Source organism: Synechococcus sp. MIT S1220 (genome assembly GCF_047303025.1).
In the GTDB taxonomy this organism is placed as follows: domain Bacteria; phylum Cyanobacteriota; class Cyanobacteriia; order PCC-6307; family Cyanobiaceae; genus Parasynechococcus.
Genome location: NZ_CP138939.1, coordinates 316,937 through 329,715, shown reverse-complemented (window position 1 = coordinate 329,715; position 12,779 = coordinate 316,937). Strand labels below are relative to the sequence as shown.

Below are 12,779 nucleotides of genomic sequence, written 5' to 3'. Positions count from 1 at the left end.
CGTTGCACTGGGATTGAATTCTGTGGCCGATCAGTAGGCGTAACGGTCGCCTTGGTTGTCGTAATTGGTGAGCGTGCCTGTGCTCGTCGCTGTGTTGAGGCTGGATCCGGAGGAAGATTTGTTGCTTCCTCCGAAGAGATCACCAAGGTACTGACCGCAATCGGGGAAATTGCCAGGGTCGTTGACCACAGCTTCGGTGATCATCACAGACGCATGTTCCGGCGATGTTTTGAACATGCCATTGCCTTGTCGCTTGATCACGGCGTAGGAGGCATTCCAGCTCACGGAATGATCATTACCGCTGGAGCGCATGAAGCAGTAAATCTTCGCGCCCTTTTCCTCGGTGGAATCAGCGGCAAGAGCTGAGGATTGAATGCCCGCGAGAGACCCGATCAGGCCGAGGGCGCAGAGGGCCAGGGTGTGACCGGAGCGACGCATGGGACCAAACCAAAATGCTTGATCAAACGTATCGCTCGGATCGCAGTTGTCGAGGGGGTGCTCAGGAGTTGTTCAGGCTGATCGGCGTGAGAAGGCGCACCATCAGAGGCAGCACTAGAAGCACTGTGATAAGGCGCACGGCATGCAGTGCGGCGACCGCTGCGCCGACACCGAATTCCGCTCCCACCAGACTCATGCCGCTGATGCCGCCTGGAGCTGCCCCGAGCAGGGCGACGACCGGATCGATTCCCAGCAGCCGGCTGCTCCAGAGACCGACCACCAGACCTGTGGCCACAAGGGCCACGGTGATCAGCACGGCGGGTCGCCAAAGATTCTGCAGTTGTTCGAATGAGGCACGGGTCAGACCCGTCCCAATCACGGTCCCAATGCCGATTTCCAGGATGGTTCGCGTGCCGCTGGGCCAGGAGGCGACCTCGAATTTTCCACTCATGCTCACAAGACCGGCTCCCAGGAGGGCACCAGCAAGTGGAGCTGCGGGAATCCGGCTGAGCAGTGCCAGCAGTCCGATCGCCGTGCCGGCCAGCAGGTAGATCAACAGCGTTACCAAGGGGGGCATCGGTTTCACGCAGATGTTGATCAGTCTGATCTTGAGGCGATGGCTTCGATGTGTTGTTATCAGGCCAATGCACGACCTGCGGCCATGAGTTCATCCGTGTCCTTCCGGATCACACGCACTGCGGAGGATTTGGCCCAGGCGATCACGGCCCTTTCACAACGTCTGATCAAACTCGAGGAGCGTCAGGAAGCGCTTGAGCTCCGGTTGCGTCAGCAGCAACAGGATTCCCATCGCATTCCTGACCAGGAGTTGGCAACCCTCGACGGTATCGATCAGCTTCTGAAGGAAACCCGGCAGTTACTGCAGACAACAGACGGTGCGCCAACAGACCGTGCGCTAACAGATGGTGGCACCGATCAGAACACGCCATCGTTAGAGATTGCACCGGCTTCCCTCCAGCTGGATTTCAATCAGCAGGACGCCAAGGCCGTCTCCTCTGCATCAGCAGCTCAGCCCCTGGATGAATCGTCGTCTATGGATGCTGAGGCGTGTTCAGCAGAGTCGGATGATTCGGCTGGCGACGATCAGTGTGAAGCAGACGAGCAGCCTTGGCAGGATGGCCACCACTTGGAACATCAGAATGATGGGGGAATCGCCGCATAAGGCTGGCGCTGGGTGCCAAAATAAAAAGAAAGGCAACTATGGCCTCCACCATCTCTGCCGCTGGTGCTACCCGCTCCGGAACAGTGGCTTCTTCAACGCCATCACGGAGTCCTGAATCGCGATCAGGCTTTGAAGATCGTGACCATCAGCTCGAAAAACTGCAGTTCTCCCTCGCTATCGCTTTGATGCGTGGTGATTCAGAGCGTTCTGAAGCGCTGAATAAGCAGATTGCCGAACGTGGAGGCAATGCAGAAGAACCAGGAACGTGATGTCTGGCAGTTTGTCAAACATCAACAATTGAATTGTTTCCAGCTCCTCAATGGATCAGAAATCCTTCAACTGCGCGCTAAGATTTGTTCATAGGTGTTATTAATTTCTTTTGACACTCACGCTGTCGCGAACAAATCCTGCGTCGGATCAACGGGAGATTCATGTCAAGGCTGCGCTTGATTTTTTTGAGCAGGCACGTCAACAAGCCGTTTCAGGAATGATTTCCGAAGCTGGTTCTTCAATTCTCAAGGGTTTGGCTCAGGAACGTCGTGCTAAAGCAACAGGGCCTCAGGTTTTGCAATTGATTAAACCAAGGTCTTAAACAAACTAGTTAATGTTGATGAAGCGGGTGACCGGATTTGAACCGGCGACGTTCAGCTTGGGAAGCTGACATTCTACCGCTGAATTACACCCGCATTCGGGCGAGACATTCGCCCGACACTGTTTTAGGCCAATGCGGCAGTTGCTGCAGCAACACCAGACCCCATAGTTCCGCGATGGAGGCCAAGCGATTGCAACGTTGCTTCGATGGCTGCCACAGCTGTGATCACATCGCGGTCGCAGACGAAACCCAGGTGGCCAATCCGGAACACTTTCCCCTTGAGGTGATCCTGTCCGCCAGCAAGAAGAATGTCGAATTTGGTTTTCACAGCCTTGCGTAATTGTTCGGCATCGATGCCGTCCGGAGCAACGGCGGTGATGGCAGGGCTGCCGTACCCCTCGGCTGCGAACAGCGGCATGCCGATCGCTTTCATTGCGGCTTGCGCAGCAGCGCGATGGCGGGCATGGCGAGTGAAAATGGCTTCAAGGCCTTCGGCCTGCATCATCTCGAGGGCCGCTTCCAGTCCGAAATACAGGTTGACGGATGGTGTGAATGGATTGCTGTCTTTCGCTGCTGTTTTTCTGTACGGACCGAGATCGAGGTAGAACTTCGGCAAATCGGAGCGTTCATAGGCCTGCCAGGCCCGATCACTTATGGCGACGAAACTCAGGCCCGGCGGCATCATGTAGCCCTTCTGTGAACCGGATGCGATCACGTCAATTCCCCAGGCATCCATGGGGACATCTGTCGCTCCAAGGCTGGTGACGCAGTCAGCAAGGGTCAGAGCAGTTCCATGGGCTTTCACATGGCTGCTAATCGTTTTCAGGTCGTTGATGACTCCGGTTGAGGTTTCCGAGTGCGTGAGGATCACAGCCTTGATCGCCTTGGCTGAATCCGCCTCGAGTGCCGTCCGGAACGCGTCAGGATCCAGCGGCTGACCCCACTCCGCCTTGATCACTTCCACATCCAGGCCAAAGGCCTGCGCCACCTTCACCCAGCGCTCGCCGAATTTTCCGTTGTCACCGCACAGAACCTTGTCGCCACGGCTGAGGGTGTTGATGATCCCAGCCTCCATGGCCGCTGTGCCGCTTCCGGTGATCACCAGCACATCACCGTTGGTTTGATGTAGCCACTTCAGCTGGTCTGTCGTACGTCGCACGATGGCCTGGAATTCCCCGCTGCGGTGGCCGATCGGATGGCGGCCGATCGCTCTCAGCACCGTTTCGGGCACCGGGGTCGGGCCCGGAATCATCAGGGTGAGCTTGTCCTGCATGGCTCGGGGATGCCAATCGGCGACTCTAGAAAACAGCGTCCCTGTTTTCCAAATGCGGTTGTGTTGTCCGGACTGACTTTGCCGGTGTGGGTGGCGGCCGCGGCCCGTGCGGCCCTGTGCACTCTGCTGAAGCAGCCGTTTGAGCCGCATCAGTCCTTGGTGCTTCCGGATCGTGAGGATCCATTGGCTGTCCCTGTGATCTCATCTGCGCCGCTTGGGGATGGCGGTTCAGCGCTGGCGATCAGCCACTGCGACCCTGGTCCTGGCTTGGATCTCACCCGCGGACTGGAGATCTGGGTCTATGCCGAGTGGGTTTCGGCGCAACGGGAGGCAATTGAGCTCATCGCGGGGGAGGGTGTTGGCCGGCATGGATCCTCGGGTGCGCTCTGTATCTCCTCCTTTGCCCGAAATCTGCTGTTCGACAATCTGACGCCGTTGTTGCCCGAGGGTCGGCAGCTGAAGTTGGAGCTGGTGTTCCCCCGGGGCCGCGATCTGGCGGAACGCACCAGCAATGCCGCGTTCGGTGTGGTGGATGGTTTGGCACTGATCGGTCTGCAGGCCGAGGTGCAGCGCAGTGCTGCACCTGACCAGCTCCAGTCGGTGCTGGACCAGCTGGCTCGAATCGCGGCGGAGCCTGATGGTGCGGCTCGCCTGATCTTGGTGATCGGCGAAAATGGTCTTGATCTAGCTCGTCAGCATGAGTTGACCCCTTGCCTGAAGGTGGGCAACTGGATTGGTCCGGTGCTTGTTGCCGCTGCCGAAGCCGGGGTCCGTGAGCTGCTTCTGTTGGGATACCACGGCAAGTTGATCAAGCTGGCGGGGGGGATTTTTCACACCCACCACCATCTGGCGGATGGCCGGCTGGAGGTGCTGACTGCTCTGGCTTTGGATTGTGGTCTCTCTTTGGATCTGCTCATGCAGCTGCGGACTGCCGAATCGGTTGAGGCGGCGTTTCAGGGGTTGGCGCAGCATGACCCGGATGCCGTACGGCGCCTGGGCAGCTGCCTGGCTGCGACGGTGGAACAGCGCGCCGCTGAGTATGTCGCCCGGTACGGCCGATGGCCCATCCAGGTGGCTGCGGCCCTGTTCGATCGCAACCGAATCCTGCGCTGGAAGGGCCCTGTGGCTGCTCAACGCTTCTTTACCCTGAAGGATTGACGGTCGACGCGACCTGTCCCAGTTCTGTTCTGATGACTCAGCGCTCTTCCGACGGTCAGCGTCAGCCGGCCATTGTGATCCTCGATTTCGGCTCCCAGTATTCCGAGCTGATCGCCCGTCGGGTGCGCGAAACCGAGGTGTTTTCGGTGGTGATGGGCTATGCCACCTCTGTTGAAGAGTTGAAGCGGCTGGCGCCGAAGGGAATCATTCTCAGCGGGGGCCCCAGCTCGGTTTACGCGGAGAACGCGCCCCTCTCTGATCCCGGGATCTGGGATCTGGGCATCCCCGTGCTGGGGGTTTGTTACGGCATGCAGCTGATGGTGCAGCAGCTTGGTGGCGTAGTGGAAGCGGCCACCGGCAAGGCGGAATATGGCAAGGCACCGCTGGAGGTGGACGACCCGACGGATCTGCTCACCAACGTCGACAACGGCTCAACCATGTGGATGAGCCATGGCGACTCCGTGAAGGCATTGCCCGAGGGCTTCGTCCGGCTGGCCCACACCGCCAACACCCCGGAGGCGGCCGTGGCCAATCTGCAGCGTTGCCTCTATGGCGTTCAGTTCCACCCCGAGGTGGTGCACTCCACCTGCGGAATGGCTCTGATCCGAAATTTCGTTTATCACATCTGCGGCTGTGATCCCGACTGGACCACTTCAGCGTTCATCGATGAAGCCGTTGCCCAGGTTCGGGACCAGGTGGGTGAGAAACGGGTGCTGTTGGCGCTTTCGGGAGGAGTGGATTCATCGACGCTGGCCTTCCTATTGAAGAAGGCGATCGGTGATCAGCTCACCTGCATGTTCATCGACCAGGGATTCATGCGGAAGGGGGAACCTGAATTCCTCATGGACTTTTTTGACCGCAAGTTCAACATCCATGTGGAGTACATCAACGCCCGACAGAGATTCATCGGCAAGCTGAAATCCATCACCGATCCTGAGCAGAAACGCAAGATCATCGGCACCGAATTCATCCGTGTGTTTGAAGAGGAAAGCAGGCGGTTGGGTCCTTTCGACTACCTCGCCCAGGGAACGTTGTATCCGGATGTGATCGAAAGCGCCGGCACCAACGTGGATCCAAAAACCGGGGAGCGGGTGGCGGTGAAGATCAAGAGCCACCACAACGTGGGAGGTCTCCCGAAAGACCTGCAGTTCAAGCTGGTGGAACCGCTGCGCAAGCTGTTCAAGGATGAGGTGCGCAAGGTGGGCCGCACCCTCGGGCTGCCGGAGGAAATTGTGCGCCGTCATCCCTTCCCGGGCCCTGGTCTGGCCATCCGCATCCTTGGTGAAGTGACCGATGAAAAGTTGAACTGTCTGCGGGATGCGGACCTGATCGTGCGCGAGGAGATCCGCGAAGCCGGGCTGTATCACGAGATCTGGCAGGCGTTCGCGGTGCTTTTGCCGGTGCGCTCCGTAGGTGTAATGGGTGACAAGCGCACCTACGCTTGGCCGATGGTTTTGCGCTGCGTGTCCAGCGAGGATGGGATGACCGCGGATTGGTCCCGCTTGCCCTACGACCTGTTGGAGACGATTTCGAACCGCATCGTCAATGAGGTGAAGGGCGTAAACAGAGTTGTTCTGGATATCACCAGCAAACCGCCGGGCACGATTGAGTGGGAATAATCGGCACCCTGGCAGTGGGGCGTCATGGTCGATACGTTGGTCCATCAGCTCATGTCTTGTGACGGCGACACAACAGCAGGATCTGCAGCTGCAGCGACGACTGCAGCAGGACAGCATTCAGCTGGGTGGGCGAACGATCTACCTCAACCCCTTTCTGTATTGGCGCCGATTTGACAGCAACACCGACCGTTGGCTGCGGGAACCCGGCCAGCTCGGTGAAGATCAGATCCTGGCTAATCGAACTCGCTTTTACCCGGAACTCGACTGGGACCAGCTCGATGATCACCAGGTCGCGATGCGCGACGGGGCTGTGGAGATGTTTCTCAAAAGCCTGGAGCTGATCAGCACCTTCCACCCCGAGCTGGGCTCCGGCCAGATGCTGGAGGTGGAGCGCAAAATGACGATCACCAAGAAGCGCGCTTTTGAGCGCTGGGTCGAGAAGGCCTTGCGGCGACGCACCCGCGAAGAGACCCGCGAACATCGGCGTTTCGAACGCAGCCGGTTTTGGCGGGCCTGGCGGGAATGGATCGTGTTGGACACCACCCAGAAGGCGCTGGTGCCGATTGTGATGCTGATGGTGCTTTCAGGATTTGCAGGCTGGTCCTTTGCTGCGCGCCAAGCCGCCTGCCCGACACTCTCGCTTCCCGCAGGACAGACTGGAGTCCGTTGACACTGGCTCCATGGCCGAGCGTTCCGCAGCGGACAACCCCCTCGACCAGCTGCGCCTGTCCTTAATGCAGGAGGTGTTGCCGGTCGGTTTGGCGATGTTCGAGCGAGCTCGTGATGGAGGCCCTGCCAAGGTGGCGGAAGCATTCACGGCCGGCTCTCAGGACCCGATCGCTGATCTGCGTGAGGAGGGGGAGCCTGCGGCACGGTCTGTAAGGGAGCAACTCGACCAGGTCAGTCCTGGCCTGGGCAATCCAGTGATGCCGGTCACGGTGTCGGTGGAGGAGCCTGTGGATGTCACGGAGGTTCCCGCTGATCAGTCGTCAGCTGATGATGAGCGCATCCAGCTGCTCGAGACCTTGCATCGGATTGAAACGCGTCTGGTGCTGTTGCGCGGCCATCTGCAGGCAGTGGATCCTCAGACTGAGTCCTGAGCATGGCGGTCTCCAGCCAGAAGACCCGCATTCAGCAACGCCAGACCGGTTTGCGTCAGCAACCCCTCGTGTTGTTGCTGCTTGTTTTGGGCTGCTGCGGCGCGATGGTGGCCCGTCTGGTCTGGATGCAGCTCCTTGAACAGGATCGCTACCGCCAACTGGCGGATGAAAACCGGATTCGACTGGTGCCCCGATCACCGATCCGTGGTCGCTTGCTGGATCGCAAGGGGCGGGTGCTGGCCTCCAGCAAGCTCACCTATTCGCTTTATCTCGAACCACGCCTGGTGACGGATGCCAGTTGGCCGGCGTTAAAGGATCGGCTGGCGGAGTTGTTGGAGCTGGATCCAGAGCAGCTCGATGAACGGCGCAAGCGCGGCGTGGACCGTGACGGATACCGCACCACCCTTGCGCTTGATCTCAGTCCAGAAAAAGTACTGCGCTTCCGCGAGCAGGCCACGTCCCTTCAAGGCGCACAGGTCGATGTGGACATCCTTCGCTTTTATCCCCACGGCACGTTGGCCGCCCACACCCTCGGTTACACCCAGCCGATCACCGAAAGCGAATACAAAACCTTGGCCAAGAAGGGCTACAAGATTCGCGATCGGATTGGTCGGATCGGCGTGGAGGCTGCCTATGAAAGCCACCTGCGCGGCAAGTGGGGCGGCCAGATGTTGGAGGTGAATGCGATGGGTGAGGTGCAGCGCTACCTGGGTGATCGTCCTTCAGTGGCGGGTCAGGATCTAACGCTGACGCTCGACCTCGATCTGCAGCGGGTGGCGGAGCAGGCTTTGGCTGACAAGCCCGGTGGAGCAGTCGTGGCGTTGGACCCAAGCAATGGCGCGATCCTGGCGCTGGCCAGCAAGCCCACCTTTGACCCGAACTTTTTTTCGAAGCTGGTGACCACTCAGAAGGAATACGACGCCCTGTTTAAAAATCCCAAAAAGCCCCTGTTGTCCCGGGCCATGAATGCCTACGACCCCGGCAGCACGTGGAAGCCGATTACGGCCATGGCGGGGATGGAGTCGGGCAAGTTTCCTCCGACCATCAAATTGCCGACTACCGCCTGCATCACCTATGGCGGTCACTGTTTCCCTGATCACAACGGTGCAGGGTTCGGCACCATCGGTTACGACGATGCGTTGCGGTTTTCAAGCAATACATTTTTTTATCAGGTGGGCGTCGGTGTCGGTTCACTGGAGCTCAAGAAAGCCGCCAATCTGCTTGGCTTCGCTCAGAAAACAGGTATTGAAATCGGTTGGGAGGAGAGCGTCGGATTGGTTGGAGACGAAACCTGGGCGGCGGAAGGCAGGGGCTGGTCGGAGCCTGGAAGCACACCCTGGATTCCCGAGGACATGGCCAGCGCCTCGATCGGCCAGTCGGTGGTTCAGATCACCCCTCTGCAATTGGCGCGTTCATACGCCGTTTTTGCCAACGGGGGCTGGTTGGTGACACCACACCTGGCCGATGCGGAGATCGACTGGACGTCATCGCAATACAAGACGCGAGTTCCGATGAAATTTTCCACCCTCAAGATGATTCGGCAGGGTTTGCGCAAGGTTGTTGAAAATGGAACTGGTGCCGGCCTGAATGGACCGGGTATCCCCCCCGGAGCTGGCAAAACAGGAACGGCTGAAGACAGCACGGGTGGTCCGGACCATGCCTGGTTTGGTTGTTATGCGCCGTACCCCAATGGAGAGATTGTGGTGGTGGCCTTTGCGCAGAACACCCCGGGCGGTGGATCGGTTCACGCGTTGCCGATGGCGAAGAAGGTTCTTGAGGAGTGGAATCGCACGCGCGCGAAATAGACGCAAGCCAGCCTTGATCATTCCAGCCAACCGCTTCAGGGCTCAGGCTGCGACGCTCAGCTTTTGCTCCAGCACCCGGCGGTAATAACCGCGCAGTTGGTCTGTCGCACCAGCCCAGCCCCAGCGCTCCGCTTCCTTTCGGGCCGCATGGCGTAGGGCCTGACGTTCAAGATCGTTGCCGAGCAGTTTGCGTGTCGCCTCGATCAAGCTGGCGGCTCCTCCGTCGCTGCCATCGGGTTCGTAAAGGCAGCCATTCACCCCATCGGTGATGATGTCGGGAATTCCGCCGCGGTTGGCTCCCACGACAGGACAGCCTGCGGCCATGGCTTCTAGGAGCACCAGTCCCAACGTTTCGGTGCTGGACGGGAAGAGGAAGGCATCTCCGCTGGCATAGGCGCCCGCCAAATCCTCGCCGGCCAGATAGCCCACAAACGTGGTGGCTGTGCCTTCGAAATGCTTCTCCAACTGCTGCCGGTGCGGTCCATCGCCCACCAGGGCGAACCGGGCATCCGGCAAGGCTTCGAGCACAGGACGGATCCGCTCGATCTGCTTTTCAGCGGAGAGCCGGCCGACGTACAGCAACAGGGCACCGCGGTCGTCATGGCCGCCGAGCAACCGCTTCCGCAGCGTCTCGCTGCGCAGTTCCGGGCGGAACAGCTCAGTGTCCACCCCCCTTTGCCACAGATCGGTGTGTTGAATTCCTTTGTCGCTGAGTTCCTGCACCATCGCTGTGGAGGTGCAGAGGTTGAGCAGCGCCTGATTGTGGGCCGCTTTCAGCAATTCCCAGAGCACAGGTTCAAGCATGCCCATGCCGTAATGCTCCAGGTACTTCGGCAGATGGGTGTGGTAGCTCGCCACCAGGGGAATTCCCTTGGTCTTCGCCAGCCAAATCCCCCCCAGGCCGAGCACTGCCGGGTTCACCACATGAATCAGGTCCGGCTGAAAGTTGTCAATCGCTTCGGAGACCGCTGGCCTGGGCAGGGCGAGTTTCAGCTCCGGATAGAGAGGTAGGGGCATGGCCGGCACACCGATCAGCTGGGCTCCCATGTAGTTGTCCGGGCAGCCTTCCGGGCAGAACACCACAACTTGATCACCTGCTTCCACCAGGTGCCGCACCGTTTTGGTGAGTCGGGTGACGATGCCGTCGACCTTCGGAAGGAAGGTCTCGGTGAAGAAGGCGATTTTCAAGGGTGGAGCCCGATCAGGAGGCGGAGCCGATGGCCTGGGCCTGGGTCTTGGTCCAGGCCGATGTGCAAAGGATGCGGTTGCGATCGCAACGGTCCGCGAAGCGGGTGGCGATCTCCACAACCTCTTTCAGTAATCCATCATCGAGGGTGGTGGGGTTGAGACCCAGTTCGATAAAGCAGCGGTTGTCGACGATCAGATCGTTCTCAACGGCTTCATTGCGCGGGTTGGGAAGATTGTTCACTTGCGCTCCAGTGAGCGCAGCAACTTTCTTGGCTAGTTCTCCAACCTGGTGGCTTTCGGTCATCTGGTTGAAGATTTTGACCCGATCGCCTGGTTCAGGGGGATTCTCGAGCGCAAGCTGAACACACCGCACGGAATCTCTGATGTGAATAAAGGCGCGGGTCTGTCCGCCGGTGCCATGCACGGTGAGCGGATAACCGATGGCGGCTTGCATCAGAAAGCGATTCAGAACAGTGCCGTAGTCACCGTCGTAATCAAAACGATTGGTCAGGCGAGGATGGCGATCGGTGGCATCTGTGTTGGTTCCCCACACAATCCCCTGGTGCAGGTCTGTGATCCGAACCTTGTCGTTCTTGTTGTAGTAGAGGAAAAGGAGCTGATCGAGCGTCTTCGTCATGTGATAGACGCTGCCAGGGCTTGCCGGGTGGAGAATTTCCTCCTCGAAGCGACTCCCATCCGGCTGGGGGACCTCCACTTTGAGGTACCCCTCGGGGATGGTGGCGCCGCGGTGGGAGCCATAGCCATAGACACCCATGGTGCCGAGGTGCACCACATGGATATCGCGGCCACTTTCAACGATGGCGGCAAGCAGGTTGTGCGTGCCGTTGACGTTGTTGTCGACGGTGTAGCGCTTGGTGGCGCTGCTTTTCATCGAGTAAGGCGCAGCCCGTTGCTCGGCGAAATGAACGACCGAATCAGGTTGTTCGTCCAGCAGTAGATCAAGCAGCCGCTGGTATTCATGGGCAATATCAATGTGCACGAAGCGCATCGGCTTGCCGCCGGTCTCCTCCCAGGCTTGGAGACGCTCGCTCATGCTGGCGATCGGCGTGAGCGATTCAACCTCCAGATCAATGTCGATCTTGCGACGACTGAGGTTGTCGAGAATCACAACGTCGTGACCCTGATCCGCCAGGTTCACCGCACAGGGCCAGCCGCAGAAGCCGTCACCGCCGAGAACGAGAACTTTCACCCAAGACTCCTGCAGGAACGAGCAGAACGCTCAGTAGCGGCAAGCTACTACAGGGATTTTCAGCTGATCGCGACGGTTACCCACACCAGTGCTCCGACAAGCATGCTGCCAGCGACAACCATCGTCAGGGAGCTGCGCCCGCGGCTACGGCTTGTTTCCGCATCCATCACCTCCATGCGGGGCTCTTTCGCGAAGGCGTTTAAACGTCCGCCGTCTTCGGTGGTGACTTGCATGGCCGCAGCGCGAGTAGCAGGACCTTATGGGTCTTATTGCTTATCGGCTTGGAATGTGTCGCAGGATTTACTGGACTTCACCTCTCTTAACTTGACACCAGTCCAGTCGTGGGCGAGCTGGCCGAAGCCTGACCCAGCTTTGGTAGGCGTCCGGAAAGGTAGGCGTTACGGCCAGCCGTTACGGCCAGTCCCATCGCTTCGGCCATGGCGGGCGGGTCGCCGGCCATGGCGATCGCGCTGTTGATCAACACGGCGTCAGCTCCCATTTCAAGGGACTGAGCCGCTTCACTTGGCACGCCGATTCCGGCATCCACCACCACCGGCACCGTGGCGTTTTCGATGATCAATGCGATGTTGGCCGCATTGTTGAGGCCCTGGCCGGAGCCGATGGGTGACCCCAGTGGCATCACTGTGGCGCAGCCCACCTCCTCCAGCCGTTTTGCCAGCAGTGGATCAGCGTTGATGTAAGGAAGCACGGCAAACCCTTCGGCCACCAGCCGTTCCGCGGCTTCGAGGGTGCCGATCGGATCCGGTAGGAGGTGGCGGCTGTCGGGAATCACCTCCAGTTTCACGAAGTTGTTGTCGTCCTGGCCGGCCAGCTTGGCCAGTTCACGCCCCAGGCGTGCCACCCGCACCGCTTCGTCCGCTGTGGCGCAGCCTGCGGTGTTCGGAAGCATCCAGATCTTCGTCCAGTCGATCGCTTCCATCAGGCCGGCGTGACCGGCAGCTACGGCTTGGACGCGACGCACAGCCACGGTCACCATCTGGCATCCCGACCGTTCGATGCTCTGCTGCATCTGCGTCAGGTCTGGATATTTGCCAGTGCCGGTGAACAGGCGGCTTTGGAACGGCTTCCCGGCAATGGTTAGCAGGTCACAGGAGTTGGACGTCGAAACCATGACGCTTGGTGAGGTTGACGGAACGGCATGGCGTTCCCGAACGGCTAGGCAAAACGCCCTACCGTGCCCATCATCATCATCCTT

At 59.4% G+C, this 12,779-nt stretch carries 15 protein-coding genes and 1 tRNA gene; 8 read left to right on the top strand and 8 right to left on the bottom strand.

Annotated elements, in window-relative coordinates:
* Positions 1-30: 30 nt before the first annotated feature.
* Together SIB64_RS01640 and SIB64_RS01635 are read right to left on the bottom strand one after the other, a co-directional pair.
* On the bottom strand, positions 31-438 hold the full coding sequence (locus SIB64_RS01640) for a DUF6554 family protein (RefSeq protein WP_413441606.1): 408 nt from the start codon (positions 436-438) through the stop codon (positions 31-33).
* A gap of 61 nt (positions 439-499) precedes the next feature.
* Positions 500-1,015 carry an AbrB family transcriptional regulator gene (locus tag SIB64_RS01635; protein ID WP_413442817.1) on the bottom strand — a complete coding sequence of 172 codons (516 nt, stop codon included), beginning with the start codon at positions 1,013-1,015 and terminating at the stop codon, positions 500-502.
* A gap of 39 nt (positions 1,016-1,054) precedes the next feature.
* Here SIB64_RS01635 and SIB64_RS01630 point away from each other — a divergent pair, with 39 nt between their 5' ends.
* From SIB64_RS01630 to SIB64_RS01620, 3 genes are all read left to right on the top strand, one after another.
* Positions 1,055-1,618: a hypothetical protein gene (locus tag SIB64_RS01630; protein ID WP_413441605.1), complete on the top strand. Its 564-nt coding sequence runs from the start codon at positions 1,055-1,057 to the stop codon at positions 1,616-1,618.
* Positions 1,619-1,656: 38 nt separating this feature from the next.
* A complete protein-coding gene (locus SIB64_RS01625) occupies positions 1,657-1,887 on the top strand; it encodes a hypothetical protein (protein ID WP_413441604.1) in 231 nt (76 codons plus the stop codon).
* A 110-nt stretch (positions 1,888-1,997) separates the two neighbouring features.
* Positions 1,998-2,210, top strand: coding sequence for a hypothetical protein (locus SIB64_RS01620; protein ID WP_413441603.1), 213 nt, complete (start codon positions 1,998-2,000; stop codon positions 2,208-2,210).
* 22 nt (positions 2,211-2,232) lie between these two features.
* Here SIB64_RS01620 and SIB64_RS01615 read toward each other — a convergent pair.
* Both SIB64_RS01615 and SIB64_RS01610 read right to left on the bottom strand, forming a co-directional pair.
* Positions 2,233-2,304 (bottom strand) — tRNA-Gly (locus SIB64_RS01615).
* Positions 2,305-2,334: 30 nt separating this feature from the next.
* Complete coding sequence (locus SIB64_RS01610; RefSeq protein WP_413441602.1) at positions 2,335-3,483, bottom strand: pyridoxal-phosphate-dependent aminotransferase family protein; 1,149 nt, start codon at positions 3,481-3,483, stop codon at positions 2,335-2,337.
* Positions 3,484-3,492: 9 nt separating this feature from the next.
* Here SIB64_RS01610 and cbiD point away from each other — a divergent pair, with 9 nt between their 5' ends.
* From cbiD to mrdA, 5 genes are read left to right on the top strand one after another with little or no spacing between them, the layout of a single operon-like run.
* Positions 3,493-4,641, top strand: a complete 1,149-nt coding sequence (cbiD, locus tag SIB64_RS01605; protein ID WP_413441601.1) for a cobalt-precorrin-5B (C(1))-methyltransferase CbiD — start codon at positions 3,493-3,495, stop codon at positions 4,639-4,641.
* Positions 4,642-4,673: 32 nt separating this feature from the next.
* A complete protein-coding gene (gene guaA, locus SIB64_RS01600; protein ID WP_413441600.1) occupies positions 4,674-6,260 on the top strand; it encodes a glutamine-hydrolyzing GMP synthase in 1,587 nt (528 codons plus the stop codon).
* 58 nt (positions 6,261-6,318) lie between these two features.
* Positions 6,319-6,930, top strand: coding sequence for a hypothetical protein (locus SIB64_RS01595; protein ID WP_413441599.1), 612 nt, complete (start codon positions 6,319-6,321; stop codon positions 6,928-6,930).
* A 10-nt stretch (positions 6,931-6,940) separates the two neighbouring features.
* Entirely contained in the window at positions 6,941-7,360 is a 420-nt protein-coding gene (locus SIB64_RS01590) for a hypothetical protein (protein WP_413441598.1), read from the top strand.
* A gap of 2 nt (positions 7,361-7,362) precedes the next feature.
* Positions 7,363-9,165, top strand: a complete 1,803-nt coding sequence (mrdA, locus tag SIB64_RS01585) for a penicillin-binding protein 2 (protein ID WP_413441597.1) — start codon at positions 7,363-7,365, stop codon at positions 9,163-9,165.
* Between the two features lie 42 nt (positions 9,166-9,207).
* Here the strand turns inward: mrdA and SIB64_RS01580 are convergent, their stop codons facing one another.
* The 4 genes from SIB64_RS01580 to SIB64_RS01565 form a co-directional block, all read right to left on the bottom strand.
* On the bottom strand, positions 9,208-10,353 hold the full coding sequence (locus SIB64_RS01580) for a glycosyltransferase family 4 protein (RefSeq protein ID WP_413441596.1): 1,146 nt from the start codon (positions 10,351-10,353) through the stop codon (positions 9,208-9,210).
* Positions 10,354-10,366: 13 nt separating this feature from the next.
* Positions 10,367-11,563 carry an NAD-dependent epimerase/dehydratase family protein gene (locus tag SIB64_RS01575; protein WP_413441595.1) on the bottom strand — a complete coding sequence of 399 codons (1,197 nt, stop codon included), beginning with the start codon at positions 11,561-11,563 and terminating at the stop codon, positions 10,367-10,369.
* Between the two features lie 59 nt (positions 11,564-11,622).
* The gene (gene psb34, locus SIB64_RS01570) at positions 11,623-11,796 is read right to left on the bottom strand and encodes a photosystem II assembly protein Psb34 (protein ID WP_413441594.1); all 174 of its coding nucleotides are present in this window, start codon (positions 11,794-11,796) and stop codon (positions 11,623-11,625) included.
* A gap of 86 nt (positions 11,797-11,882) precedes the next feature.
* Positions 11,883-12,695, bottom strand: coding sequence for a thiazole synthase (locus SIB64_RS01565; protein ID WP_413441593.1), 813 nt, complete (start codon positions 12,693-12,695; stop codon positions 11,883-11,885).
* Positions 12,696-12,779 lie beyond the last annotated feature (84 nt).

Excerpts from the sequence above, each read along its gene's own strand:
- SIB64_RS01640 (WP_413441606.1), bottom strand. The coding sequence starts at position 438 with ATGCGTCGCTCCGGTCACACCCTGGCCCTCTGCGCCCTCGGCCTGATC.
- SIB64_RS01635 (WP_413442817.1), bottom strand. The coding sequence starts at position 1,015 with ATGCCCCCCTTGGTAACGCTGTTGATCTACCTGCTGGCCGGCACGGCG.
- SIB64_RS01630 (WP_413441605.1), top strand. The coding sequence starts at position 1,055 with ATGGCTTCGATGTGTTGTTATCAGGCCAATGCACGACCTGCGGCCATG.
- SIB64_RS01625 (WP_413441604.1), top strand. The coding sequence starts at position 1,657 with ATGGCCTCCACCATCTCTGCCGCTGGTGCTACCCGCTCCGGAACAGTG.
- SIB64_RS01610 (WP_413441602.1), bottom strand. The coding sequence starts at position 3,483 with ATGCAGGACAAGCTCACCCTGATGATTCCGGGCCCGACCCCGGTGCCC.
- cbiD (WP_413441601.1), top strand. The coding sequence starts at position 3,493 with ATGCCAATCGGCGACTCTAGAAAACAGCGTCCCTGTTTTCCAAATGCG.
- guaA (WP_413441600.1), top strand. The coding sequence starts at position 4,674 with ATGACTCAGCGCTCTTCCGACGGTCAGCGTCAGCCGGCCATTGTGATC.
- SIB64_RS01590 (WP_413441598.1), top strand. The coding sequence starts at position 6,941 with ATGGCCGAGCGTTCCGCAGCGGACAACCCCCTCGACCAGCTGCGCCTG.
- mrdA (WP_413441597.1), top strand. The coding sequence starts at position 7,363 with ATGGCGGTCTCCAGCCAGAAGACCCGCATTCAGCAACGCCAGACCGGT.
- psb34 (WP_413441594.1), bottom strand. The coding sequence starts at position 11,796 with ATGCAAGTCACCACCGAAGACGGCGGACGTTTAAACGCCTTCGCGAAA.
- SIB64_RS01565 (WP_413441593.1), bottom strand. The coding sequence starts at position 12,695 with ATGGTTTCGACGTCCAACTCCTGTGACCTGCTAACCATTGCCGGGAAG.